General features: G+C 72.0%; 22 protein-coding genes. 5 read left to right on the forward strand and 17 right to left on the reverse strand.

Features of this window, described 5'->3' with window-relative positions; all coding sequences use genetic code 11:
- Positions 1–140 precede the first annotated feature (140 nt).
- Together J2S22_RS12680 and J2S22_RS12685 are read left to right on the forward strand one after the other, a co-directional pair.
- Positions 141–1,415 carry a TCR/Tet family MFS transporter gene (locus J2S22_RS12680; protein ID WP_272778926.1) on the forward strand — a complete coding sequence of 425 codons (1,275 nt, stop codon included), beginning with the start codon at positions 141–143 and terminating at the stop codon, positions 1,413–1,415.
- 231 nt (positions 1,416–1,646) lie between these two features.
- The gene (locus J2S22_RS12685) at positions 1,647–3,590 is read left to right on the forward strand and encodes an acyltransferase family protein (RefSeq protein WP_272778925.1); all 1,944 of its coding nucleotides are present in this window, start codon (positions 1,647–1,649) and stop codon (positions 3,588–3,590) included.
- Positions 3,591–3,629: 39 nt separating this feature from the next.
- Here J2S22_RS12685 and J2S22_RS12690 read toward each other — a convergent pair whose 3' ends face one another.
- From J2S22_RS12690 to radA, 7 genes are all read right to left on the reverse strand, one after another.
- Complete coding sequence (locus J2S22_RS12690; RefSeq protein WP_272778924.1) at positions 3,630–5,705, reverse strand: FkbM family methyltransferase; 2,076 nt, start codon at positions 5,703–5,705, stop codon at positions 3,630–3,632.
- A 26-nt stretch (positions 5,706–5,731) separates the two neighbouring features.
- The gene (locus J2S22_RS12695; protein ID WP_272778923.1) at positions 5,732–6,472 is read right to left on the reverse strand and encodes an SDR family NAD(P)-dependent oxidoreductase; all 741 of its coding nucleotides are present in this window, start codon (positions 6,470–6,472) and stop codon (positions 5,732–5,734) included.
- Between the two features lie 7 nt (positions 6,473–6,479).
- Positions 6,480–6,977, reverse strand: coding sequence for a PIN domain-containing protein (locus J2S22_RS12700; protein WP_272778922.1), 498 nt, complete (start codon positions 6,975–6,977; stop codon positions 6,480–6,482).
- A 6-nt stretch (positions 6,978–6,983) separates the two neighbouring features.
- On the reverse strand, positions 6,984–7,268 hold the full coding sequence (locus tag J2S22_RS12705) for a hypothetical protein (protein ID WP_272778921.1): 285 nt from the start codon (positions 7,266–7,268) through the stop codon (positions 6,984–6,986).
- A gap of 37 nt (positions 7,269–7,305) precedes the next feature.
- A complete protein-coding gene (gene purF / locus J2S22_RS12710) occupies positions 7,306–8,796 on the reverse strand; it encodes an amidophosphoribosyltransferase (protein ID WP_272778920.1) in 1,491 nt (496 codons plus the stop codon).
- Positions 8,797–8,962: 166 nt separating this feature from the next.
- The gene (locus J2S22_RS12715) at positions 8,963–9,574 is read right to left on the reverse strand and encodes a CvpA family protein (protein WP_272778919.1); all 612 of its coding nucleotides are present in this window, start codon (positions 9,572–9,574) and stop codon (positions 8,963–8,965) included.
- Positions 9,575–9,889: 315 nt separating this feature from the next.
- Positions 9,890–11,290, reverse strand: coding sequence for a DNA repair protein RadA (gene radA / locus J2S22_RS12720; RefSeq protein ID WP_272778918.1), 1,401 nt, complete (start codon positions 11,288–11,290; stop codon positions 9,890–9,892).
- A 124-nt stretch (positions 11,291–11,414) separates the two neighbouring features.
- Between radA and J2S22_RS12725 the strand changes: the two genes are divergently transcribed.
- Positions 11,415–11,819: an MbcA/ParS/Xre antitoxin family protein gene (locus J2S22_RS12725; protein WP_272778917.1), complete on the forward strand. Its 405-nt coding sequence runs from the start codon at positions 11,415–11,417 to the stop codon at positions 11,817–11,819.
- A 7-nt stretch (positions 11,820–11,826) separates the two neighbouring features.
- Positions 11,827–12,522 (forward strand): RES family NAD+ phosphorylase, encoded by a 696-nt coding sequence (locus tag J2S22_RS12730; protein WP_272778916.1) that lies wholly within the window; start codon positions 11,827–11,829, stop codon positions 12,520–12,522.
- A gap of 7 nt (positions 12,523–12,529) precedes the next feature.
- Here J2S22_RS12730 and J2S22_RS12735 read toward each other — a convergent pair whose 3' ends face one another.
- A complete protein-coding gene (locus J2S22_RS12735) occupies positions 12,530–13,468 on the reverse strand; it encodes an FkbM family methyltransferase (RefSeq protein ID WP_272778915.1) in 939 nt (312 codons plus the stop codon).
- A 325-nt stretch (positions 13,469–13,793) separates the two neighbouring features.
- Between J2S22_RS12735 and J2S22_RS12740 the strand changes: the two genes are divergently transcribed.
- Complete coding sequence (locus tag J2S22_RS12740; RefSeq protein ID WP_272778914.1) at positions 13,794–15,038, forward strand: NAD(P)/FAD-dependent oxidoreductase; 1,245 nt, start codon at positions 13,794–13,796, stop codon at positions 15,036–15,038.
- Between the two features lie 123 nt (positions 15,039–15,161).
- On the opposite strand, the gene alr is transcribed toward J2S22_RS12740, so the two are convergent.
- The 9 genes from alr to J2S22_RS12785 form a co-directional block, all read right to left on the reverse strand.
- Positions 15,162–16,358: an alanine racemase gene (gene alr / locus J2S22_RS12745; protein WP_272779150.1), complete on the reverse strand. Its 1,197-nt coding sequence runs from the start codon at positions 16,356–16,358 to the stop codon at positions 15,162–15,164.
- A 346-nt stretch (positions 16,359–16,704) separates the two neighbouring features.
- Positions 16,705–18,204: a replicative DNA helicase gene (locus J2S22_RS12750; RefSeq protein WP_272779149.1), complete on the reverse strand. Its 1,500-nt coding sequence runs from the start codon at positions 18,202–18,204 to the stop codon at positions 16,705–16,707.
- Positions 18,205–18,631: 427 nt separating this feature from the next.
- On the reverse strand, positions 18,632–18,871 hold the full coding sequence (locus J2S22_RS12755; RefSeq protein ID WP_272779148.1) for a DUF378 domain-containing protein: 240 nt from the start codon (positions 18,869–18,871) through the stop codon (positions 18,632–18,634).
- Between the two features lie 202 nt (positions 18,872–19,073).
- On the reverse strand, positions 19,074–21,608 hold the full coding sequence (locus tag J2S22_RS12760) for an arsenate reductase (azurin) large subunit (protein WP_272779147.1): 2,535 nt from the start codon (positions 21,606–21,608) through the stop codon (positions 19,074–19,076).
- A 10-nt stretch (positions 21,609–21,618) separates the two neighbouring features.
- Positions 21,619–22,140, reverse strand: coding sequence for an arsenate reductase (azurin) small subunit (locus J2S22_RS12765; protein WP_272779146.1), 522 nt, complete (start codon positions 22,138–22,140; stop codon positions 21,619–21,621).
- Between the two features lie 305 nt (positions 22,141–22,445).
- Entirely contained in the window at positions 22,446–23,501 is a 1,056-nt protein-coding gene (arsB, locus tag J2S22_RS12770; protein ID WP_272779145.1) for an ACR3 family arsenite efflux transporter, read from the reverse strand.
- Between the two features lie 18 nt (positions 23,502–23,519).
- Positions 23,520–23,945 (reverse strand): arsenate reductase (glutaredoxin), encoded by a 426-nt coding sequence (arsC, locus tag J2S22_RS12775; RefSeq protein WP_272779144.1) that lies wholly within the window; start codon positions 23,943–23,945, stop codon positions 23,520–23,522.
- Complete coding sequence (locus J2S22_RS12780) at positions 23,945–24,472, reverse strand: arsenate reductase ArsC (RefSeq protein ID WP_272779143.1); 528 nt, start codon at positions 24,470–24,472, stop codon at positions 23,945–23,947. The genes arsC and J2S22_RS12780 overlap by 1 nt, the downstream gene beginning before the upstream one ends.
- A complete protein-coding gene (locus J2S22_RS12785) occupies positions 24,465–24,821 on the reverse strand; it encodes an ArsR/SmtB family transcription factor (protein WP_272779142.1) in 357 nt (118 codons plus the stop codon). Before J2S22_RS12785 ends, J2S22_RS12780 begins: the two co-directional genes overlap by 8 nt.
- Positions 24,822–24,835 lie beyond the last annotated feature (14 nt).

Here is a 24,835-nt window from a genome sequence, read left to right on the forward strand (position 1 = left end):
TCGTCTCCCGTCGGGTTCTCGACGGCTTTCCGAATGCGATGAGCCACATTTCAAGGGGCTGCCGGTCATGCAGGAGATGCGACGACGGGGCGTAGAGCGGAGCAACGATCCTGGATCGGCACGCGAAACGGCGCCCCCTCGTGGCTGAGGCGGCGGCCCCGACGGGACAGGCTCGTCCAGGTCCGGCCAAGCAGGGGCCGGACGCACCGCCCGGCCACGGACGGCGCCGCGCGGCGTTCGGGTTCGTCTTCGTCACGGTGGCGATCGACATGCTGTCGGTCGGCATCTTCGTGCCGGTGCTGCCGCGGCTGGTCGCCGACTTCATGGGCGGCGACGAGGTGGCGGCGGCCTCGATGTACGGGCTGTTCGGCACCGCCTTCGCGCTGATGCAGTTCGCCTTCTCGCCCGTGCAGGGGGCGCTGTCGGACCGCTTCGGCCGGCGGCCCGTGATCCTGATCTCCAATCTCGGGGTCGGCCTCGACTACGTCGTCATGGCGCTGGCGCCGTCCATCTGGTGGCTGCTCGCCGGGCGGGTGATCTCCGGCATCGCCTCGGCCTCGATCGCCACCGCCTTCGCCTACATCGCCGACGTGACCGAGCCGGAGAAGCGGGCCGCCCGCTTCGGCATGCTGGGCGCCGCCTTCGGGCTCGGCTTCGTGCTCGGCCCGGCGATCGGCGGGCTCGCCGGCAGCGTCGATCCGCGCCTGCCGTTCTGGATCGCCGCCGGCCTGAGCCTGCTCAACGCCTGCTACGGCTATTTCGTGCTGCCGGAGTCGCTGCCGCCGGAGAAGCGGGCGCCGCTGTCCCTCGCCCGGGCCAACCCGCTCGGCGCGCTCGTGCTGCTGCGCTCGCAGCCGCAGCTGCTCGGCCTCGCCGGGGTGTGGTTCGTCAGCCAGCTCGCCCATTTCGTGCTGCCGACCATCGGGGTGCTCTACCTCACCTTCCGCTATGGCTGGGACGAACGCACCATCGGCTTCACCATGGCGGCCGTCGGGCTCGCGGCCGTGATCGTCCAGGGCGGCCTGATCGGGCCCGGCGTCCGCCTCGTCGGCGAGCGCGCCGCGCTGATCGGCGGCTTCGCGGCCGGCATGGTCGGGCTCTCCATCCAGGGGCTGGCGCCGGAGGGCTGGATGTTCTGGCTCGGCATCCCGTTCACCAGCCTGTGGGGCTTCGCCAACGCGGCCGGCAACAGCCTGATGAGCCGCCGCCTCGGCCCCTCCGAGCAGGGCCGCCTGCAGGGCGCCAATGCCTGCCTGATGGGGATCGCCGGGCTGATCGGGCCGGGCCTGTTCTCCCAGGTCTATGCGCTCGCGCTGGCCAGCCCGGGCACCTTCCCGGGGCCGGGCGCCCCGTTCTTCCTCGCCGTCGCGCTGATCCTCGTCGCCATGCTGATGGCGGTACGGGCCAGCCGGTAGCGCCTGCGGCCGCGGCCGAAAAACCACACCTCCCGCCCGTCCACCCCGACGCTGCGCGAACCGGCTTGCATCGCGGCGCGCCAGCCTAGAATGTTTCCGAATTGTGACGAGTCCCGGGTGGCGTGTGACAGCCCGGGCCGGGCGCATCGCGCGGCCGTGGACGATCGCCCTCGGGCGTCCGGGAGGACGCCCCGTGCGGTTCGGGGCACCGTCGGGAGGGGGCGAGAAAAGATGACGTCTCAGGACGTTACCGCCGGGAGTTTGGACGCCGTCTCGGCTGGTGCCGCGGCCCGCACACGGGTGGCTGCGCATGTCGAGACGGGCTATCGGGCCGACATCGACGGCCTGCGCGCGGTCGCCATCCTGCCGGTCGTCTGTTTCCACGCATTTCCAGCCGCGATGCCGGGCGGCTTCGTCGGGGTCGACGTCTTCTTCGTCATCTCGGGCTACCTGATCAGCGGGATCATCCTGTCCCAGCTCGATCGCGGCACCTTCGGCCTCGCCGACTACTACGCCCGCCGGGTGCGCCGCATCTTCCCGGCGCTCGGGGTCGTGCTGTCGACCTCCTATGTGACCGGCTGGTGGCTGCTCTATCCGGACGAGTTCAAGCAGCTCTGCAAGCACATCGCGGCCGGCGCCGCGTTCGTCGCCAATTTCGCGCTGCGCCGCGAGGTCGGCTATTTCGACGGCGCCGCCGAGACCAAGCCGATGCTGCATCTGTGGTCGCTCGGCGTCGAGGAGCAGTTCTACATCGTCTGGCCGCTGCTGCTGTGGGCCGCCGTCAAGGCGCGGGCGAACCTGCGCACCGTCATCCTCGCGGCGCTCGCCGTCTCGCTCGCCTGGAACCTGTGGGCGGTCGGAGCGGACGACCCCAGGAGCTTCTTCTCGCCGCTGGTGCGGGTGTGGGAGCTGGCGACCGGGGCGCTGCTGGCGCAGGCCGGCGCCGGTGCGGCCGGCCCCGGGGCGCCGCGGCGCTCGCTCGGCCGCGATGCGCTGTCGGTCGTCGGCGCGGCGCTGCTCGTCGGGGCGGTGCTGCTGATCGACCGGGAGATGCCGTTCCCCGGCTGGCGCGCGGCCGTGCCGGTTGCCGGGACGGCGCTGCTGATCGCGGCGGGGCCGGGGGCGCTGGTCAACCGCACCGTGCTGGCGAACCCGCTGATGGTCGGGATCGGGCTGATCAGCTACCCGCTGTATCTGTGGCACTGGCCGCTGCTGTCCTTCGCCCATGTGGCGGTCCTCGACGCGGCCGAGCCGCTGGTGCGCGGCCTCGCCGTGGCGGCGGCCTTCGGGCTCGCCTGGGCGACCTGGCGGTTCGTCGAGCGGCCGCTGCGCTTCGGGCGGCTCCGCCGCGTCGCCGTGCCGGGACTCGCGGCCGCGCTGGTGGCGATCGGTGGCGTCGCCTGGGCGACCAACAAGGCCGACGGGCTTCCCGGCCGCGTCCCGGCCGAGACCGGCGGGCTCGCCTCCTGGCGCTACGACACCGCGCCGGCCTACCGGTCCGGCACCTGCTTCCTCGAGGAGCTGCGCGCCAGCGCCTTCGGCGACTGCGTCGACCCGCCTGCCGCCGGACCGCGGCTGGTCTTCCTGTGGGGGGATTCGCACGCCGCCCATCTCTATGCCGGGCTGCGGACGGCGGCGCCCCGCATGGCGCAGTACACGGCCTCCGGCTGCCCGCCGCTGCTGGAGACCGATTTCGGCTACCGCGCCAATTGCCGGGTCATCAACGAGGCGGTGCTCGAGCGGCTGGTGCGGCTCGCGCCCCACACGGTCGTGCTGGCGGCCCACTGGAAGGACCACGACTGGCGGCGGCTCGATGCGACGCTCGCCGCCCTCGAACGGGCCGGCGTCCCCCGCGTCGTCGTGGTCGGGCCGGTGCCGCAATGGCAGATCGCGCTGCCCAAGGTGCTGCTGCGTTACGCGGCGCGCAGCGGCGGCGCCTATCCGGAGCGCACGAGCTGGGGGCTCGCGTCGGAGATCGGCCGGCTCGACCACGCCATGAAGCCGTTCGTCGAGGCGCGCGGCGGCGTCTACGTGTCTCCCTATGCGGCGCTGTGCGACGCGCGCGGCTGCCTCACCCATGTCGGCCCGGTGCCCGACGGCCTGATCACCTTCGACGGGCACCACCTGACCGTGGTCGGCGCGACCCATGTGGTGCGGACGCTGGCGCTGCCCTGAGCCGGCGCGGGGCAGGCGTCCGCGGACGGTGCGAGGCGCTCAGATCCGGGCGCGCAGCACCACGTCCTGGGCATGGAAGCGGCCGCCGGCGAGCAGCGCGGCGAGGCGGGCCGGGTCGGCGTCCGGCACCGGCACCAGGGCGCCGGTCGCCGGCTCGAACAGCTCCACGGTGAAGGCCGCCAGGATCTCGGCGCGATCGGGCTCCGGCAGATGGTGCATCTCGATCATCGCCGCGAAGGCGGCGAAGCTCCGCGCGGCGTCGCCGAGGCCGCGCAGCACCGCCGCCTCGTGCCCCTCGACGTCGATCTTGACCAGCACACGCTTCGCGTCGTCGTCCGTGCCGGCCGCGAGCAGGCGCGCCAGCGTCGTCGCGTGGACCAGGATCGGCTCCAGCCGGTGGCCGGCCGTCTCGGCCGGCGACACCGCCGCGGCCGACAGGCCCGACCAGGTGCGGTCGATGGTCAGCGCCAGCGTGCCCTCGCGGTCGCTCAGCGCCTTCTGCACCAGCGTCACGGGGCGGCCGGCCTCCTGCAGGGTGCGGGCGAGGTGCCAGCAGACATGCGGGTTGGGCTCGACCGCGACGACCCGGGTGCCGGCCGGCAGGTCGAGGTCGACCAGCATCTCGCCGTAGTTGGCGCCGACGTCGACCACATCGGTCCACGGCCCGGCGTCGACGAGGCGCCGCCACAGCCGCAGCGACACCGGGTTCAGGTCGCCGGCCCGCGCCAGCAGGGCGTGGCCGCGGCGGTCGTCGGGGTCGACATGGATGGCCCGGCCTCCCGGCGACCGGGCCGCGGCCGGCGTCTCGGCGTGGACCGGCGGCGGGCCGGCCGGTCGCGGCGGCGGCGGGGCGCCGGTCCAGGCCGGAAGGCCGTGCGGCCCGGAGCGGCCGCGCAGCGTCCGGGCGATCCGGCGCATCAGCCGCGCCGGCGCCGGCCGGCCGGTGCCGCCGAGCACGTAGTCGAGGCGGCGGCGCAGCTCGTGCGACTCGCGCTCGGCGTCCATCCCGGCCGTCGTCCGGAGGCCGGCGCGCAGCAGGCGCCGCTCCGCCGCGTCGATCCAGGCCGCGGCGAGGCCGCGGCCGCGCGCGGTGCGCACGGCGTCGTCGAGCGCCACGAGCGTATAGGGGTTGTCCTCCAGGCCCTCGATCGCCTCCGGCGCCGGCACGGCCCCGCCGAGCGAGGCCGGCACCGGATGCCCCAGTGCCGCGAACAGGAGCGCGGTCTGGAGGCACTTGCGGCAGCGACGGCAGGGGCCGCCGTCGGGGCCCGGGTCGACGCAGCTGCGCAGCGCGGCGACGCCCTCGGGCCAGCCGGCGATCGCGTCGGCCTTGTCGATCCGCCGCATCCAGGCGCCGTGATGCCGGACCGGAAAGCCGGGCCGGCCGAGCAGGGGATCGGAGATCGGATTGGTCTCGTGCGGCAGGTCGAGCGCGACGTAGGGATAGGCCGACGGCATCGCCACGGCAGCGTGGCCGGAGAGCAGCAGCGGCACCGCGATCACGGGCGCGAAGTAGCCGAGATGGCCGGGCCGGCCGGGCGCGACCTCCTGCCAGTTGGTGGCGGCCTCGACCAGCGGCACGCCGAGCGACTGCGCGCAGGATCGCATGCCGGCGAGAGCCCCGGCCCAGCGTCCGGCGTCGGCCAGCGCGATGTCGAGCCCGCGAATGGCGACCAGCGTCCCGAGCGAGCCGTCGCGGGCGAGCGTCAGGGCCGAGAAGGCGCTGTCGAGCCCACCCGAATACGGCAGCACGATCCTGCGCTCCGGCCGGTAGGGCTCGTCCGGGACGAGGCTGTGCTGCCGGATCGCGACCGGGCGGAACCGGTCCGGCATCCAGGCCGACCAGCCGCGCTGGAACTCGGCCAGGTTCTCGATCAGGCCGGCGGTCAGCGGTCCGTCGACGGCGAGGTCGCGGCCGGCCGCCATCGCCATCGCGACGGCCGACACCGTGAAGGCGTGGGCGACCGCGAGCGGCTCCAGCGGCGGCGCCGGCGCCGGGTCGAGGCGGTACCACAGCCGCGCCGGTCCGCCGGCGAGGCCCGCGAGCACGGCCGCCACCGTGCAGGACGTGCCGTCCCGCGTCTCCGGCTCGATGCGAAGCGTGATCGCGGCCATGGCACCTGGTCCGCGGTGCGGCGTGGTCAGTCCGGCGGATTGTAGTGGAGGAGCCGCCCGGCGCGCAGGTCGAACAGCCGGCCGGTCTCCTGGAAGCTCGGCAGGCACAGCGACAGGATCGCCGCGGCGGCGTCCTCGGGCGGCTGTACGGTCTGCGGATCCTCGCCCGGCATCAGCTGGGCCCGCATGCGGGTGCGGGTCGGGCCGGGATTGATGACGTTGACGCGCACCGGCGTCGTCACCGTCTCGGCCGCGTAGGTGCGGCCCATCATCTCGAGCGCCGCCTTGGAGATCGCATAGGGGCCGCGATAGGCCTTGCCCGAATGGGCGGCGCCGGACGAGACGAACACGACGCGGGCCGCCGGCGCCTTGCGCAGCAGCGGGTCGAAGCAGCGCAGGATGTGCAGGTTGGCGGTGACGTTCACCTGCATCAGCTCGTCCCACTCCTTGGGATCGACATGCGGCAGCGGCGTCACCGGGCCGAGCCGGCCGGCATTGGCGACCAGCACGTCGAGCCGGCCGTAGCGGTCGTTCAGGACCAGGGCGAGACGGGCGATGCCGTCCGTGTCGGCGAGGTCGAGCGGCACCAGGGTCGCCGAGCCGCCGGCGGCCTTCACGGCGTCGTCGAGCTCCTCCAGCCCGCCGACCGTGCGGGCGACCGCGACCACATGGGCGCCGGCCTTGGCGAGGGCGAGCGCGGTCGCGGAGCCGATGCCGCGCGACGCCCCGGTGACGAGCGCAATCTTGTCGGAGAGCGGTTTGGTCATGCTGTGGTCAGGTCCAATCGTGTGGTCGGATGTGATTGAAATTCAAGACATCTTGGCCGCGGCGCGAAATCACGGCGGCGAGGCGGAAGTCGTCGGTCACAACCAGCACATCCGCGGCCCGGGCGGCCGCGAGAAGTCCCGTGTCGGTCAGACCGAGGCGCACATACGCCCCGTCACGCACAGCGTCCGACGAGGGAATATAGACCTCGAACGATTTTGCAATGATCTGGCCGGCGGTCGCCGCCAGAGCGTCATGCTCGTGTTCCGGGAGCTGCCGCGTCAGGTTGTCCGTCTCGGTCGGGATCGAGGGGGTCGTGACCCGGCGAGCGGCGCGGTCGGCGAGGGCGAGAACGATGTCGAAATCCGCTGCTGTGTAACGCTCGGTCCGCTTGAATGTCGCGATACGAGGCCGGCGACAGAGGCCGATCGTCAGCAGCAGCATCAGGTTCGTATCGAGCAGAATCCCTTTCGATCGGCAGCGGGCGACGAGGGTGTCGGGGAGCACGGCGAGCTATTCGATGGGGTGCAGCGTCCGAACCTTCATGGAGTTGACATGCCCGGTCTCGGCATCGACGCGAAACTGCCGGTAGTTCCGCTTCGACGAGAGTTCGGCCAGCGTCCCGGCATCTTTTGGAATGTCGATCATGCTCAGGGTGATCACCCACTGGTTCGAGCCGTCGTCGAATTCGGTTTCTTCCAGGCGAGCCTGGCGCGCACCGATGAAATCGTCGAACTGATCGAGATAGGCGGCCGCAGCCCGAACTGCCGCCCTCACGTCGACCACCGGAACGGGCATCGCGAACCTCCACCTCGATCGATCCGGAACGATCCTCTCAGCTTGCCTCGGCCAGCAGGGAGAGCTGCGACTTGCCGTTCGACTCGGCGGCGAGGTCGGTCAGCGGGGTCGGATACTCGCCGGTGAAGCAGTGGTCGGTGAACTGCGGCCGGGCCGGGTCGCGGCGCTCCTCGCCGACCGCCCGGTAGATGCCGTCGACCGACAGGAAGGCGAGGCTGTCGGCGCCGATGTACTGGCGCATCTCCTCGATCGAGTGGGTGGCGGCGAGCAGCTTCTCGCGCTCCGGGGTGTCGATGCCGTAGTAGTCCGGGTGGGTGATCGGCGGCGAGGCGATGCGGAAATGCACCTCGGTGGCGCCGGCCTCGCGCATCATCTGGACGATCTTCACCGAGGTGGTGCCGCGCACCAGCGAGTCGTCGATCAGCACGATGCGCTTGCCGGCCACCACGGCGCGGTTGGCGTTGTGCTTGAGGCGGACGCCGAGCTCGCGCACCGACTGGGTCGGCTGGATGAAGGTGCGGCCGACATAGTGGTTGCGGATGATGCCGAGCTCGTAGGGGACCCCGGCCGCCTGGGCGTAGCCGATCGCCGCCGGCACGCCGGAGTCCGGCACCGGCACGACCACGTCGGCGGGGGCGGCCGCTTCCCTGGCGAGCTCGGCGCCCATGTTCTTGCGGACCTCGTAGACGCTGCGGCCGCCGACCATCGAGTCCGGCCGCGAGAAGTAGATGTACTCGAAGATGCACGGGCGCGGGGCGACCGGCGGGAACGGCTTGTAGGTGTGGGCACCGGTCTCGTCGAACACGAAGACCTCGCCGTTCTCGATGTCGCGCACGTATTTGGCGCCGATGATGTCGAGCGCGCAGGTCTCCGAGGTGACGATCGGGCAGCCGTCGAGCTCGCCCAGCACCAGCGGCCGGATGCCGAGCGGGTCGCGGGCGCCGATCAGCTTCTTGTTGGTCATCGCGACCAGCGAGTAGGAGCCCTCCAGCTCGCGCAGCGCCTCGACGAACTTGTCGACGAAGCGGTTGCGGCGCGACCGCGCCACCAGATGCAGGATCACCTCGGTGTCGCTGGTCGAGTGCATCATGGCGCCTTCGCCGACCAGGCGGCGCCGCAGGGTCAGGCCGTTGGTCAGGTTGCCGTTGTGGCCGACCGCGAAGCCGCCCGACTCGAGCTCGGCGAAGAACGGCTGGACGTTGCGCAGGATGGTGCCGCCGGTGGTCGAGTAGCGCACGTGGCCGACCGCCATGTGGCCGGGGAGCTGCTCGATGACGTGGCGCTTGGAGAACGTGTCCTCGACCAGCCCGAGCCGCCGCTCGGAATGGAAGCGGCTGCCGTCGAAGGAGACGATGCCGGCCGCCTCCTCGCCGCGGTGCTGCAGGGCGTGCAGGCCGAGTGCCGTGATGGCGGCCGCGTCGCGGTGCCCGTAGATGCCGAACACGCCGCATTCCTCGCGGAGCCGATCGCCGTCGAGCACCGGATCGAAGGCCGACATCCCGGACGCAGGCGCGGTCGAAACAGTCATGGACAGGTCCTCGGGCATCAGGGTGCGGACCGGCCGGGCCCGCGGGGCGGCCGGCGGCGGACCGCCGGCCATGAAAAACAGAACATCGACCGCTCCGTCGATCCTGCTTTCGCAGGGGACGGATCGGCCGACACGTCGGTCGCGGCCTGACGAGGTCGCGTCGGGGTTACAGCACGCGCACGCCCGGCCCGTCCGGCACGAGGCCGGAACGACGGTCCGCCGGGGCGCGATCGGAGCGCTGCTCCGGCGGCGGTTCGGCGTCCTCGTCGGCGGGCCGTTTCTTGAACCGCTTCAAGATGGTGTTCTCGGGGTCTTCCGGCAACAGGGACATCAGCCACTGGCCGGTGCCGCGCAGCACCACCTGCGACCGGGCGTTGCGGACGGCGTCGGGCTGCGACTTCGCCGGGACCAGCCAGTCGAAGAAGATGAAGGCGACGACCACGATCAGCAGGCCGCGGCCGAGCCCGAACAGGAAGCCCAGCGTGCGGTCGAGGGCGCCGATTCGGCTGTCCAGCACGCGGTCGGAGATGCGCACCGTGAGGGCCGAGACGATGATCAGGGTGAGCAGGAAGACGCCGCCCGCGGTGGCGCCCATCGCCACGTAGTCGTTGTTGAAATACTGCTTGGCCCAGGGCAGCAGCCGGGGAAACGAGTACAGCGTCGCGACCGCGGCGCAGCCCCAGGCGGCGATCGACAGCACCTCGCGCATGAAGCCGCGCACCATGGCCAGCAGCCCCGAGATCAGCATCACGGCGATCAGGAAGATGTCGAGGTACATCTGAGGCGGGCTCGTTCCATGGGGCCGCGGCCGGTCGCCGACCGGCCGGCGGGATGCGGGCCCGTGTATAGAGCATTTTCCGTCGGCCTGGGAACCGGCGCGGCCAGAAATCCACGGCGCTGCCCACGGTTCCGGGAGACCTGTGGCAACCCGGTCATGGGTGGGAGGCGAACCTGTCGCGGCCGGCGCGCCGGACGGCGCGGGCCGGTGACCCGGCCACGGCCGCTGACCCTCTCCCGCGAGGGGAGAGGGAAAAGGGTGCCGGTTTCCAAGGTAGGTCGAGCGATCGACCGGAGGTCTCGCTCGCGGGCGCCGTCAGCTCCGCGCCTCCCGCCGCTGCGCCGGGCGGCCGGGGACGATGCGGGCGACGAGGTCGGTCAGGCTCGCGACCGGGGCGAGGGCGAGGCCGTCGCGCTCGGCCCCGCGGGTCGCGTCGGGGACCACGGCGCGGGCGAAGCCGAGCTTCTGGGCCTCCTTCAGCCGGGCCGGCGCATGCGACACCGGGCGTACCGCGCCGGACAGCGACACCTCGCCGAAATGCACGGCGTCGGCGGGCAGGGGGGTCTTGGCGAGCGAGGAGACCAGCGCGGCCGCCGCGGCGAGGTCGGCCGCCGGCTCCTGGATGCGCAGGCCGCCGGCGACGTTGAGGTAGACGTCGTAACCGCCGAGCTTGACACCGCAATGGGCCTCGAGCACGGCCAGCACCATGGCCAGCCGGCTGGGATCCCAGCCGACCACGGCGCGGCGCGGGGTGCCGAGCGAGGTCGGCGCGACCAGGGCCTGCATCTCGACCAGCAGCGGCCGGGTGCCCTCCATGCCGGCGAACACGGCGGTGCCGGGCGCACCGAGGTCGCGCTCGGACAGGAACAGGGCGGAGGGGTTGGCGACCTCGGAGAGGCCGCCGCCCGTCATCTCGAACACGCCGATCTCGTCGGTCGGGCCGAAGCGGTTCTTCACGGCGCGCAGGATGCGGAAGTGGTGGCCGCCTTCGCCTTCGAAGGAGAGCACCGCATCGACCATGTGCTCGACCACCCGGGGGCCGGCGATCTGGCCGTCCTTGGTGACGTGGCCGACCAGGATCACGGCGGCGCCGGCCCGCTTGGCGAAGCGGATGAGGAGCTGGGCGGAGGCCCGCACCTGGGTGACGGTGCCGGGCGAGGACTCCACCATGTCGGTCCACATGGTCTGGATGGAATCGATCACCACGAGGCGTGGAACCCTGCCTTGCGAGAGGGTTGCGACGATGTCCTCGACCGAGGTCTCGGCCGCGAGCTCGACCGGCAGCCTGGTCAGGCCGAGCCGCTCGGCGCGCAGCCGCACCTGCGCGACCGACTCCTCGCCCGTGATGTAGACGGCGCGGTGGCCGGCCGCGGCGAGCGCCCCGGCGATCTGGATCAGCAGGGTCGACTTGCCGATTCCCGGGTCGCCGCCGACCAGCAGCACCGAGCCGGGGACGAGGCCGCCGCCCGCGACGCGGTCGAACTCGGCATTGCCCGAGGCGATGCGCGGCGCCTCCTTCTGCTCGCCGGCGAGCGGGGCGAGGGGGAACGGCTTGCCCTTGCGCGGGGGGCGGCCGGGGCCGGAGAACATGCGCTCGGTGGCGGCGCTCTCCTCCGAGATGGTGTTCCACTCGCCGCAGGCGTCGCACTTGCCCTGCCAGCGCTTGTAGGCGGCGCCGCAGTTCTGGCAGACGAATTCGTCGGTCTTCTTGGCCATGCCCGATACGGGCCTCGCGCCCCCGAGAAGTCAACGATTCGGCGAGCCGGGACCCGCCCGACCCTCGCAATCCGCCGCCGACGTGCTATATCAGGCTTACTGCAATATCGCAGTGAGGAGCGCCATGTCTGCGTTACCGCAGGAGAGGACCGCGCCCGACGTCCTGGCCGTCGAGCACCATCGGGCGGCCGTGACGGGGTTCTTCGCGATCATGGACCGGTGGGGCGTCGACAACCGCACCGCGCGAAAACTCCTCGGCAATCCGGCGGAGCGCACCTTCTACGACTGGAAGCGCGGACGGGTGGGGCGGCTGCCGGACGACACGCTGCGGCGGATCGGCTGGGTCGCCGGCGTCTGGAAGGCGCTGCAGATCGTCTACTCCGATCCGGCGCTGGCCGACTCGTGGCCGAACCGGCCGAACGCCGCCTTCGGCGGGCAGGCGCCGCTCGCCCGCATGGCGGCCGGCGACGTCACCGATCTGGCCGCCGTACGGGCCTATCTCGATGCCGCCCGCGCCCCCTGGTCCTGAGCCGGCCGTGCCGGCCCGGCTGGTCGACTGGCCGCAGGCCTGGCGGATCATCGCCTCGCGCTATCCGCCCATCGACCTGTTCGAGCGGCTGACGCCCGATACCGCGGTCTGGGACGCGTTGGCCGCGCTGGAGCAGGCGACCAACCCGCGCGTGCGCGACGCGCTCGGCGAGATCGCCCTCGTCCCGCCGGAGCGGCGGGTGAGCGGGCCGGGCGCCTCCTTCGTGATGGCGGCGTTCACGCATCTCAACCCGAAGGGCTCGCGCTTCTCCGACGGAACGTTCGGCGTCTACTACGCGGCCGCCTCGCTCGACACCGCGATCGCCGAGACCGTGCACCATTTCGGCCGCTTCGCCGCCGACGCCGGCGACCCGCTGCGCCGCGAGGACATGCGGGTCCTGGTCGGCACCATGCGGCATCGACTGGACGACGTCGCGGCGCTGCCCGACGCCGATCGCGGCCCGCTGCTCGACCCGGAGTCCTATGCGGCGAGCCAGCCCTTCGGCCGTGCCCGGCGCGCCGCGGGCAGCGACGGCCTCGTCTATCCGAGCGTCCGCCATCCCGGCGGCGACTGCGTCGCCGCGTTCTGGCCCGACGTGGTCGGCATCCCGGTCCAGGAGCGCCACCTGCAATACGAATGGGACGGGCGACGGGTGGCGCGATACTTCGACTACGCTCGCGGGGCCTGGATGCGGCTCGGCTGAACCGCCGTCAACCGTCGAGGAGCTGGGCGGCGAGCGACGGCTTGCCGTACATCACCGCGGCGACCAGGGCCTGGGCGGCGCGGATCTCGGGGCGGTCGTCGGACCGGAAGAAGACCGCGTCGGCCCACAGGAGCCGGTCGGGCGAGGCGACGCCGCGTCCGTTGACGCAGGCGTAGCGGCTGCAGGTCGGAAAGTCGACGAAGTGGAAGCCGTGCGTCCGCAGGAAGGCGGCGACCTCGGGGAACAGCGGCTGGCCGCGGTAGATCGCCTCGAACTCGACCTCGCAGTGGATGCAGGCGGTGTCGCGCAGCACCCGCGCGGCGCCCGTCAGGGCCATCAGCTCGGCGCCCTGGATGTCGAGCTTGAGCAGGTCGACCTGGCGCTCCGGCAGCACCGAGTCGAGCGTCCGGGTCTCGATCGCGACGGTGCGCACGGTGCGCAGCATGCAGAGATCGCGGAAGCGCGCGGTGACCGCCGGGTCGAGCGGGTAGAGCGACGAGGTGGCGTCGTTGCTGTTGACATGGAGCGTCTGGCGGGTGCCGTCGCCGATCGCGTAGGGCAGCAGCACCACGTCCTGGTCCGGCTCCGCCGCGAGGCGCTTCTCGATCTGGTCGGCGAGCGGCTCGAAGCCGGTGATCTCCACCGGGCAGAACCGCATCAGCGCGTCGTAGACATGGGTGCCCTGGCCGAGCGTCTGGGCACCGACGTCGACGATGCGCGGGCGCCGGCCGAGGGCCTGGTGCGCCTGCGCGGCGATGCGGTCGAGCGCCGGGCTGCGGGGCGGGTTCCGGAGGGCGTACTCCTCGCTCTCGACGATTCCCCGGATGGCGGTCGTCGGGTCGCCGCTGTCGGCGATCACGGTCGACCAGCTCGCCAGGCCTGCCGGATCGGGCTCCCGCTGCAGGAGGTGGCGATAGAGCAGGGCGACGACCTCCTGCGGAGTCATGGCGGGTCGGGCCGGGCGGGGCATCGCGGGTCTCGCGGACGCGGAAGGAGGGAGGCGGGGCGGTTCGGCCCGCGTCGACCGCGCGGACGCAGGCGGTGCGCCGGCCGGACCCCCGTCCGTGCTGTCCCCGAATATGGCCGCCGCCAGCCGTTCCACAATCCGCCGACAGGGCTAGGCGGATGCGCGCGGGGGCGCCTTGCCGCGGAGGACCTGCCGGGATTATGGCAGACCCGGGTGCCGTGCGGGCCCCTTCGGCCGCGGCATCGTGCCTGCAGGGCGGCGGGGCCGACGACGTGCAGCGGCGCCCGGATCTGGACGTGTGTGGATGACCGACGTGATCGTTCTCGGGGCCGGAATCGCCGGGGTGGCGGCCGCCCTGCACCTGCAGCGGCGCGGCCGCGCGGTGGCGCTGGTGGACCGGCAGGCGCCGGGGCGCGAGACCAGCTACGGCAATGCCGGCATCATCCAGAGCGAGGCGGTCGAGCCCTATCCGATGCCGCGCGATCTGGCGTCGCTGCTCGGCGTCGCCCTCGGCCGCGGCAACGACGTGCGCTATGCGCTCGGGGCGCTGCCCGGGCATGCCGGTCCGCTGCTGCGCTACTGGTGGCATTCGGCCCCGGCGCGGCACCGCAGGCTGGCGGTCGCCTGGGCCGGGCTGATCGCCCGCGCCACCGCCGAACACCAGGACCTGATGACCGCCGCCGGCGTGCCGGACGATCTCGTCCGCCGCGGCGGCTTCCACGACATGCACCGCTCGGAGAAGAAGCTCGATGCCGAGACGGTGCGGGCCGAGCGGCTGCACGCCACCTACGGGGTGAAGTTCCGGCGGCTGACGCCGACCGAGCTGCTGGCGGCCGAGCCTGGCCTGCGGCAGGCCGGGGTCGGCGCCATCCACTGGTGCGACGCCTGGGCGGTGCGGGATCCGGGTGCCCTGGTCGAGGCCTATGCGAATCTGTTCGCCCGCTCCGGCGGCACCGTCGTGCACGGCGACGCCGACACGCTGGAGACGCGCCCCGGCGGCGGCTTCAGGGTGCGGACGGCGGACGGCCCGCTGGAGGCGGCCGCCGTCGTGGTGGCGCTCGGGCCGTGGTCGCCGGCGCTGCTGCGGCGCTTCGGGGCCGCCATCCCGATGCTGCGCAAGCGCGGCTATCACCGCCACTACCGGGTCTGGCGCGGCCTCGACCGGCCGCTGCGCGATGCCGCCTTCGGCTATGTCGCGGCGCCGATGGCGGCGGGGCTGCGACTCACCACCGGGGCGGAGTTCTCCGGGATCGAGGCGCCGGCGACGCCGGTGCAGCTCGGCCGCGCCGAGCAGGCCGCCCGCGACCTCGTCGACCTCGGGCCGCCGGTGGAGAACGCGCCGTGGCTCGGCACCCGGCCGTGCCTGCCCGACATGCTGCCGCTGATCGGCGAGGCGCCCGGCCATGCCGGCCTGTGGCTGCATTTCGGCCACGGCCACCAGGGTTTCACCCTCGGCCCCGCGACCGGTCGCCTGCTCGCCGAGATGATGACGGGCGAGACGCCGGTGGTCGACCCGGCGCCGTTCCGGCCGGAACGCTGGTGGCGGTGACGTCTCCGGCCGTCGTTCCGGGGCGCGGACCGCAGGTCCGCGAACCCGGAATCCGGCGGCGAATGGCGAGGTCTGGGCTGGATGCCGGGCTCGCCGCTGCGCGGCGCCCCGGAATGACCGTCCTCAGCTCCGCCAGCTGCGGTGGTAGCGGCGGCCGAGGCTGGTCAGGACCTCGTAGCTGATCTGGCTGCCGAACGGCGCGGCGGCGTCGACGCCGAACTCCTCGCCGAGCAGCGTCACCCAGTCGCCGCGGCGCGGCGACACCTCGGGCAGGGCGGTGACGTCGATGGCGAGCAGGTCCATGGAGATGCGGCCGACGATCGGGCACCGCTTGCCGACCACCACGGCCACCGGCTTGTCCTGTCCCACCGCGGCCGCGGCGCGCAGGAAGCCGTCGCCGTAGCCGACCGCCGCGACGGCGATGCGGGATTCGCGCGGCGCCGTCCACGAGGCGCCGTAGCCGACCGTCTCGCCGCGGCGCACCTTGCGGACCTGGACGACGCGCGCCTCCAGCCGCACCACCGGCCGCATCGGGTTCGGCGCGCCGGGGGTGGGGTTGATGCCGTAGAGGGCGGCGCCCGGCCGCACCATCTCGCAATGGGTCGACGGCCCGAGGAAGATGCCGGACGAGTTGGCCAGCGAGGCGTCGATGCCGCGGAACAGCATGCGGACCTCGCGGAACGCCTGGATCTGGCGGTCGTTGAGCGGGTGCGCGGTCTGCTCGGCGCAGGCGAGGTGGCTCATCACCAGCGCGATGCCGTGGTCGGGCGTGTCGACCCGCACCGCCAGCGCCGCCGCTTCCTCGAGCGACAGGCCGAGCCGGTTCATGCCGGTGTCGACATGCAGGGCGGCGCCGCCCCTCCAGGCGTTCACCCGGCAGAACGCGTCCCACTCGACCAGCTCCGGCATGCTGCCGATCACCGGCCGCACCCGGGCGTCGGCGAAGGCGGCGGAGCCGGCCGGCGGGATGCCGTTGAGCACGTAGATCACCGCCTCCGGCACGGCGCGGCGCAGCGTCCGCGCCTCGGTCAGGTGGGCGACGAAGAAGGTCCGGCAGCCGGCCCGGGCGAGCGCGCCGGCGACCTCGACGAGGCCGCAGCCATAGGCGTCGGCCTTGACCACGGCGGCGCAGTCGGCCGGCGCGACGCGGCGCGCGAGGTCGGTCCAGTTGGCGACGATGGCGGCGAGGTCGATGGTCAGCACGCCGCCCGTCTCCATCACGGGCGGGCCGGCCTCGGCGACCGGGACGCTCGGCGGCGCGGCGGCGGCGCCGGCGGCCGCCTGGAGCTCGTCCGCGCGCGTCCTCTCCTGCACCGTCATGGCACCCTCCGTTCGGCTCGGCCCCCATGGCCTGAGGACCGGCACTAGACCCGTTCGCCGCAGAGGACAAGGGCGGGGACGGGCAGGGCGCTCGCGCTCCTTCTCCCCGCATGCGGGGAGAAGGTCGGAACGAGGGGGCATCTCGGCACCGTCCGGCCTTCGTGTCCCGGACGCGGGGCAGCGCGCAGCGCTGCAGCGCGAGCCGGGACCCAGGAGCGGCACGGCAGGGCGCACCGACCGACGGGCTTCGGTGCGGCGCCCCTGGGTCCCGGCTCTGCGGCGGATCGGGCCTGCGGCCCGTTCCGCCTGGTCCGGGACACGCGAGTCCGAGAGAGGGGGCCGGACCTCAATCCCCCATCCGCTCCGGCAGCTTGTCCTCGTCGGCGAGATCGGCGAAGCGGGTGACCTCGGCCTTGAACTGCAGCTGCACCGTGCCGGTCGGGCCGTGGCGCTGCTTGCCGATGATCACCTCGGCCTTGCCGTGCACGGCGTCCATCTCGGTCTGCCACTTGTAGTGCTCCTCGGTGCCAGGCCGCGGCTCCTTGTTCTTGAGGTAGTACTCCTCGCGGAACACGAAGATCACCACGTCGGCGTCCTGCTCGATCGAGCCGGATTCGCGCAGGTCCGAGAGCTGCGGGCGCTTGTCGTCGCGGCTCTCGACCTGGCGGGAGAGCTGGGAGAGGGCGATGATCGGCACCGCCAGCTCCTTGGCCAGCGCCTTGAGGCCGGTGGTGATCTCGGTGATCTCCTGGACCCGGCTCTCGCCGGCGCGCTTCGCCGAGCCCGAGAGGAGCTGAATGTAGTCGATGACCAGGAGGTCGAGGCCGCGCTGGCGCTTGAGCCGCCGCGCCCGGGCCGCCAGCTGGGCGATGGCGAGGCCGCCGGTCTCGTCGATGTAGAGCGGCACCACCTCCATCTCGCGGGCGGCCTCGGCGATGCGGTCGAAGTCGTAGGCCTCGATCTCGCCGCGCCGGATCTTGTAGGACGGGATCTCGGTCTGCTCCGCGATGATGCGGGTGGCGAGCTGCTCGGCCGACATTTCCAGCGAGAAGAAGCCGACGATGCCGCCATTGGTGGATTCGATCCGCCCGTCCGGCCGCACGCCGCCCTCCCAGGCCTTCGCCACGTTGTAGGCGATGTTGGTGGCGAGCGAGGTCTTTCCCATGCCGGGGCGGCCGGCCAGGATGATGAGGTCGGAGCGCTGCAGCCCGCCCATCATGCGGTCGAGGTCGCGTAGGCCGGTGGAGATGCCGGACAGCGAGCCGTCGCGCTGGTAGGCCTGGGCCGCCATGTCGACGGCCGAGGTGAGGGCCTGGGCGAAGCGCTGGAAGCCGCCGTCGTAGCGGCCCGATTCGGCGAGCTCGAACAGGCTCTTCTCGGCCGCCTCGATCTGGTCGCGGGGGCTCGAATCGACGGCCGCGTCGTAGGCCTCGTTGACCAGGTCCTCGCCGATGCCGATCAGCGCCCGGCGCAGCGCCAGGTCGTAGATGGTGCGGCCGTAGTCCATGGCGTTGATGACGGTCGTCGCCTCGGCGGCGAGCCGCGCCAGGTACTGGCTGCCGGTCAGGCCGGCGACGTCGAGGTCGGCCGGCAGGAAGGTCTTCAGGGTGACGGGCGTCGCGGTCTTGCCGGCCCGCACCAGGCTGGAGGCGAGCTCGAAGATCCGCTGGTGGATCGGCTCGAAGAAATGCGTCGGCTCGAGGAAGTCGGAGACCCGGTAGAACGCCTCGTTGTTCACCAGGATGGCGCCGAGCAGCGCCTGCTCGACCTCGATGTTGTGCGGCGCCGTGCGGAAGGCCGGCGTGGTTGCGGGGGTGAGCTTGCGGGCGACGGTCTCGAGGGCCATGGCGGTCGGCGATCTGCTTCGGCGGTTCACTGTTCTTCTGGGCGGACGCGGGACGTCCGGTGACGCCGTGCGGCGTCGGATTTTTTTACGCAAGCTCGCCAGGACTACGCGGCACCAAGCTCGGGAGGCGCGGAGATAGCGCAAGCGCGCCCCGGGCGCGACCCCCGGCACGGCGCGAATCCGAATCGTCCCCACAGATCACCGCGGAAAAAATTGTCCCGAGCGTGTCCGCGCGATCGTGCTTGACTGTGGCGACTCGGAGGAGACGGGTGCCGGCGACCGGCACGGGGCGGGAAAAGCGAAACGGGCCCCGCGTGGCGGGACCCGTTCCGGGACACGGGGGCGTCCGGCATCGGCCGATCCGGGCGCCTGCCGATCCGGGCGCCGGCGGCGGCCACCGCCGGACCGGCTGCCGGAGACGAACCCGCTACCGGGCCGTCGGGTAGCCGCGCTCCGCGTAGGGCTCGTCGCTCGAGATCGCCTTCGAGAACGGCACGAGCTGCCACAGCGCCGACACGCCGACCAGGACGTAGACGATGCGCGACAGCGCCGCACTCTGGCCGCCGAACAGGGCGGCGACGAGGTCGAACTGGAAGAGGCCGACGAGGCCCCAGTTGACGCCGCCAACGATGACGAGCAGCAGCGTGACGAGGTTGATGGCTTTCATGGCATGGCTCCTGTGAGAGGGGTCTCCCAGGAAAGAAAGGGCGGGCGTCCCGGTTGTTCCATCGCCTTGACAGCCAGGCCGTCGACCGAGGCGAACGGTCGCGCCGCCGCCGGCCCGGGCGGCGCCCGGCGGTGATCGGCGGCCGCCGGCCCGGCGACCGCGTCCCGCTCCGCACCGGCGGGACGCGCCGCGCGGCGTCCCGTCAGGTGCGATATTCCGGCGACTTGAAGCTGAGCCGGCGCGCCGCCTCCGGGGCCGCCGCGAGCTTGCGGATGTCGGCCCAGGTCTGCTTGTAGTTGGGGATCACCAGCTCGTTGACGCCGCCGTTGATGACGTTGCCCTGCACGCCGGTCGGATAGGCGAACAGCATGAAGGTCTGCCGCCGCTTCGCCGAGGGCGTCGGCTGGGCGATCGCCTGGGTCGAGCCGACGTCGTTGTGGATCTCGACCAGGTCGCCGGCGGCGACGCCGAGCTCCTTCATGTCGTCGGGGTTCATCTCGATGAACGGGTAGGGCATGCGATCCATCACGAACTCGCTGTACTGGTCCATGAAGGCGTTCTGCCACACCATGTTGGTGCGCCCGTTGTTGATCAGGAAGGCGAACCTGGCCTTCTGCTCGGCCTTGCCGGCGGCCTGCAGGCCGCGCCACGGTGTGATCATGAACCGGGCCTTGCCGTCCTTGGTCGAGAACCTGCCGTCGGTGTAGAGCCGCCTGGTCCCGACGATCCGGCCGTCCTGCACGCCGGTCGCCGGCTCCTGGAAGCCGTTGGTGCCCATCGCCCGCAGGCGCGCATAGGTGACGTGCTCGCCGCCCTTCTCGTGCTTGTGGTAGCCGTCCAGGAAGGCGTCCTCCTCGGTGGTCCAGTCGAAGCCCTCGAACTGGTCCGCATAGGCCGTCTTGCCGCGCTCGCGCAGCACCCGCTCCATCGCCTTGGCGAGCCGGGCCGCGATCAGGCAGTCGGGCAGGGCGCTGCCGGGCGGATCCATGTAGCGCTCGGTGAGCCGCATGCGGCGCTCGCCGTTCATCGAGGTGAGGTTCATCTCGCCGGCGATCGCCGCCGGCAGCCAGACATGGCTCGCCTGGCCGATCTGGGTCGGCACGATGTCGACGTCGACCGAGAACAGCCCGCCCTGGCGGATCGCCGTCATGATCGCGTCGACCATCGCCTGGCGGTCGCCCCACGGCACCGTGTTCATGGCATCCTTCACCATGTCGGTGCGGCGCTTGTAGACCTGCTTGAACTTCATCGCGTTCAGCGTGGTCTTGTAGTGGTCGCAGGCCCACACGTGATGGACGCCGCCGCGGCCCTCGATCAGCAGCTTGTCGACATAGGCGGCGGGCCGGCCGACATGGGCGTCGGAGGGGCGCGAATAGCCCTCCTGGTGGCCGCCGAGCCGCACCACGCCGCCGCCGGGCCGGCCGACATTGCCGGTGGCGAGCGCGAGATTCACGATGGCGCCGTTGGTACGGTAGTTGTCGTTGCCCCAGATGATCCCCTTCTCGTAGCCGATCATGGTGCGGCGGCGCCGGCCGCCGGCCTTGGGCTCGGCGATCCACTGCGCCGCCTTGACGATGTCCTCGGGCTTCAGGCCGGTGATGCGGGCGGCCTCCTCGATCGTGGTGCGGTTGGCGGCGACCGCGGCGGCGAAGTCGGTCAGTGGGTCCGGCGCGCCGGGGCCGCCGCCGCCGGGCCGCGACATCAGCGCCGCGCCCTGCGCCGCCGGCACGGTGCTCGCCGCGATGAAGTCGCGGTCGATCCAGCCCTTGTCGGCGATGTAGGTGAGCAGCGCGTTGAACAGCACCAGATCGGTGCCGGGCTCGATGGCGAGGTGGAGCACCCGGTCCTTGCCGGCCTCCGTCTCGCAGGCCGCGACCGTGAGGGTGCGGCGCGGATCGACGACGACGATGCGGCCGGGCTCGACCGGCTCGCCCGGGAGCTCGCGGCGCTTCTTGTCGAGCGAGGTGCCGCGCAGGTTGGGGACCCAGTGGTTGAGGAAATAGTTGGTCTGGGTCTCCAGCGGGTTGGTGCCGACCGCGACGATCGTGTCGGCGAGCTCGGCGTCCTCGTAGCAGTTGTTGAGCTCGCCGACGCCCATGTCGCGGGTCGCGTGGACCTCGGAATTGTAGGCCGGCCGGTTGTGGATGCGGACGTTCTTCACCTTCATGGCGCCGAAATACAGCTTGCCGGTGCCCCAGGTGTTCTCGTAGCCGCCGGCCGAGCCGCCGTGGTCGAACATCGAGACGAACAGGCCGTCCTCGCCCTGCTCGTCGATGACGGCGGCGGTGACGCGGGCGACGAGGTCGAGCGCGTCGTCCCAGTCGGTCGGCTGCATCGACCCGTAGCGCCACACCATCGGCGTGGTCAGGCGCGAGAGCTGGGTGCCGCGCTGGAGCGAGGTGTGGTTCTCGGCCATGCGGGCGCCGCGGATCGAGCCGAGGCCGGAGTTCACGACGCAGTCGGGATCGGGCTTGATGACCAGGTGGACGTCCTGCCCGTCCTGCCGGACGATGTTGTACATCGACGGCGCGTACCAGGCCGCCGTCTCGGCCGGCTGCTGCTGGCCGAGATCGACGCCGAGCTTGTTGGCCGTCGCGGCGACGCCGCCCTGCTGGTTGATCGGCCACGTGTAGGCCTTGTAGCCGCAGCCGACGATGCAGTAGTGGCAGGTGACGTTGTGCTCCTTGGCGCTGGTCGGGATGATCGGCAGGCGATCGACGTGGCGCTTGTAGGTCATGGCGATCTCCTCACAGCACGTTGTTGAGCCGGCCGTACAGGAGCTCGTCGACGCCCTCGGCCCAGATGTCGCCCTTGGCGTCGACGCGCAGCGCGTACTGCGCCAGGTTCTGGGTCGCGTGGCCCCAGATCTGCTGGCCGCCCTTCTCGCAGTCGTAGCGGCCGTAGTGCCCCGGGCAGTTGAGGGTCCTGTCCTCCTTGAGGTAGGCGAGCGGGAAGCCCTTGTGCGGACAGACCGTCGAGTAGCCGACGACGTCGCCGTCGGGGCCGGCGCCGCCGGGCACCCGGGTGCCGAGCTTGATCAGCACGCCGGGCGCGTCCTTGTCCGGATAGGCGACGGCGAGCGGCTCGTCGGTCTTCAGCTGGGAGAGATTGGCGAGGTGGTGCGAGGGATACTCGACCAGGGCCGGTGCCGGAGCGGCGCCCGCCTGCGGCGCCGTGGCGGCCGATGCGGCGGCCCCCGCCGCGGCGACACCGAGGCCGCCGAGGAACCGCCGGCGGCCCACCTCGACCATCAGATCACAACCTTTCATGACGTCCTCCCGAGGCATGCGACATGGAATCGTCGGCCTTTCGGCCGCGACAGTCCGTTCGGCGCCGTCGCGCGGCGCCGGAGATCCAGGTCGAGGAAGGGAAAGGGTGCCGGTCGTCACGACCGGACACCCGGTCAGGCGGAGTCCGCCGGCCCGGTCATCGCGTCTCTCTCCCTCGGTTCGTTCTTGGTTGTTATGAGTTCGAATCTATACGCCGGATACGCAACAGCCACTCACGCCCGCGTGACACCGTCCGGCCGTCCGCCGACGCGGACCCCGCAGTCGCTCCGTCCGCGGGCCGGCCGTCAGGTCCGCGGGGCCGCCGTCGATCCGCGGACCGGCACGCCCTCGTACCAGTCCTTGCTGCGGTTGACGATCCACACCACGGTCAGCATCACCGGAACCTCGATCAGCACGCCGACCACGGTGGCGAGCGCGGCGCCGGACTGGAAGCCGAACAGGCTGATCGCCGCCGCCACCGCGAGCTCGAAGAAGTTCGAGGCGCCGATCAGGGCCGACGGGCCGGCCACGCAGTGCTGCTCGCCGGCGAGGCGGTTGAGCAGATAGGCGAGGCCGGCGTTGAAATAGACCTGGATCAGGATCGGCACCGCGAGCAGCGCGATGATCAGCGGCTGGTCGAGAATCTGCTCGCCCTGGAAGCCGAACAGCAGGACGAGGGTCGCCAGCAGCGCGACGAGCGACACCGGGGCGACCCGCGCCAGCACGGCGGTCAGCGCCGGCTGGCCGCCGGAGGCGAGCAGGCGCCGGCGCAGCACCTGGGCGATCGCCACCGGCACGACGATGTACAGCACCACCGACAGCACCAGCGTGTCCCACGGCACCGTGATGGCCGACAGGCCGAGCAGCAGGCCGACGATCGGCGCGAAGGCGAACACCATGATGACGTCGTTGACGGCGACCTGCGACAGCGTGAAGTGCGGCTCGCCCTTCGTGAGGTGCGACCACACGAACACCATGGCGGTGCAGGGCGCCGCCGCCAGGATGATCAGGCCGGCGATGTAGGAGTTGATCTGGTCGGCCGGCAGCCACGGGCGGAACAGGTATCCGACGAACAGCCAGCCGAGCGCCGCCATGGAGAACGGCTTGACGGCCCAGTTGATGAACAGCGTCACGCCGATGCCGCGCCAGTGCTCGCGCACCTGCCCGAGCGCCGCGAAGTCGATCTTGATCAGCATCGGGATGATCATCAGCCAGATCAGCACCGCGACCGGCAGGTTGACCTTGGCGATCTCGGCGGCGCCGATCGCCTGGAAGACGCCCGGCATCACGTGCCCGAGGGCGATCCCGACCACGATGCACAGGGCGACCCAGACGGTCAGATAACGTTCGAACGTCGACATGTCGGTTCCTTCACGCGGTCACGCGGTGGCGAGGCGCCGTCCGGCGTCGTCGATCACCAGCTCGCCGTCCTCCTTGCGGAACGCGCCCCGCTGCGGCGGCAGCAGGTCGAGCACGAGCTCGGAGGGACGGCACAGGCGGACGCCCTTCGGGGTCACCACGAACGGCCGGTTGATCAGGATCGGATGCGCCACCATGGCGTCGAGAATGGCGTCGTCCGAGAGGGCGGGGTCGGCGAGGCCGAGCTCGTGGAAGGGCGTTCCCTTCTCGCGCAGGGCCTGCCGCGGGGTGAGGCCGGCGCGGGCGATCAGCGCGGCCAGCAGGGGCCGGCTCGGCGGGCATTTCAGGTACTCGATGACATGCGGCTCGACGCCGGCGTTGCGGATCATCGCCAGCGTGTTGCGCGACGTTCCGCACTGCGGATTGTGGTAGATGACGACGTCCATCAGGCGAGTTCCGCCCTGTGGCCGGTCGCCCCCTCCATGCGGCCGATGTCGCGGATCTTGCTGCCGATCGCCAGCGGGTCGAGGCTGCGGATCGGCAGCGCCGTGAACACCGCGATTCGGTTCTTCAGATACTTGAAGGCCTGGACGAAGGCGCGCTTCTTCTCGATCGCGATGCCCTCGACGGCGGCCGGATCCTCGATGCCCCAGTGCGCCGTCATCGGCTGGCCGGGCCACACCGGGCAGGCCTCGCTGGCGGCGTCGTCGCAGACCGTGAAGACGAAATCCATCACCGGCGCGTCCGGGCGGGCGAACTCCTCCCAGCTCTTGGAGCGCAGCCCCTCGACCGGGTACTCGCCGTCCGCCAGCACCTCGATGGCGATCGGATTGACCACCCCCTTGGGCTGGCTGCCGGCCGAGAACGCGTTGAAGCGGCCGGCGCCGAGCTTGCGCAGGATGCTCTCGGCCATGATCGAGCGGGCCGTGTTGCCGGTGCACAGGAACAGGACGTTGTAGACGCGGTCAGCCATCGACGGACTCCTTCCTCGGACAGCACGGGGTGAGATCGGCGATCAGCGTGTTGCACAGCGCCGGATGCCCGCCGCAGCAGTCGGTCAGCAGGAACAGCACCACGGCGCGGAAGCGGTCGAGGCCGGCCCGGTAGACGATCGAGCGGCCGTTCCGCTCCGCCGTGGCGAGGCCGGCGCGCGCCAGCACGGCGAGATGCGCCGACATGGTGTTGGCCGGCACGGCCAGCATCCTGGCGATGTCGCCGGCCGGCAGCCCGTCCGGCTCGTGCTGCACGAGCAGCCGGAACACCTCCAGCCGGGTCGCCTGGGACAGGGCCGCGAGGGCCTCAATGACGGTGTCGGATTCCATGATTCCAGAATAAT

It is taken from the genome of Rhodoplanes tepidamans (genome assembly GCF_030813915.1).
GTDB classification, from domain to species: Bacteria; Pseudomonadota; Alphaproteobacteria; order Rhizobiales; family Xanthobacteraceae; genus Rhodoplanes; species Rhodoplanes tepidamans.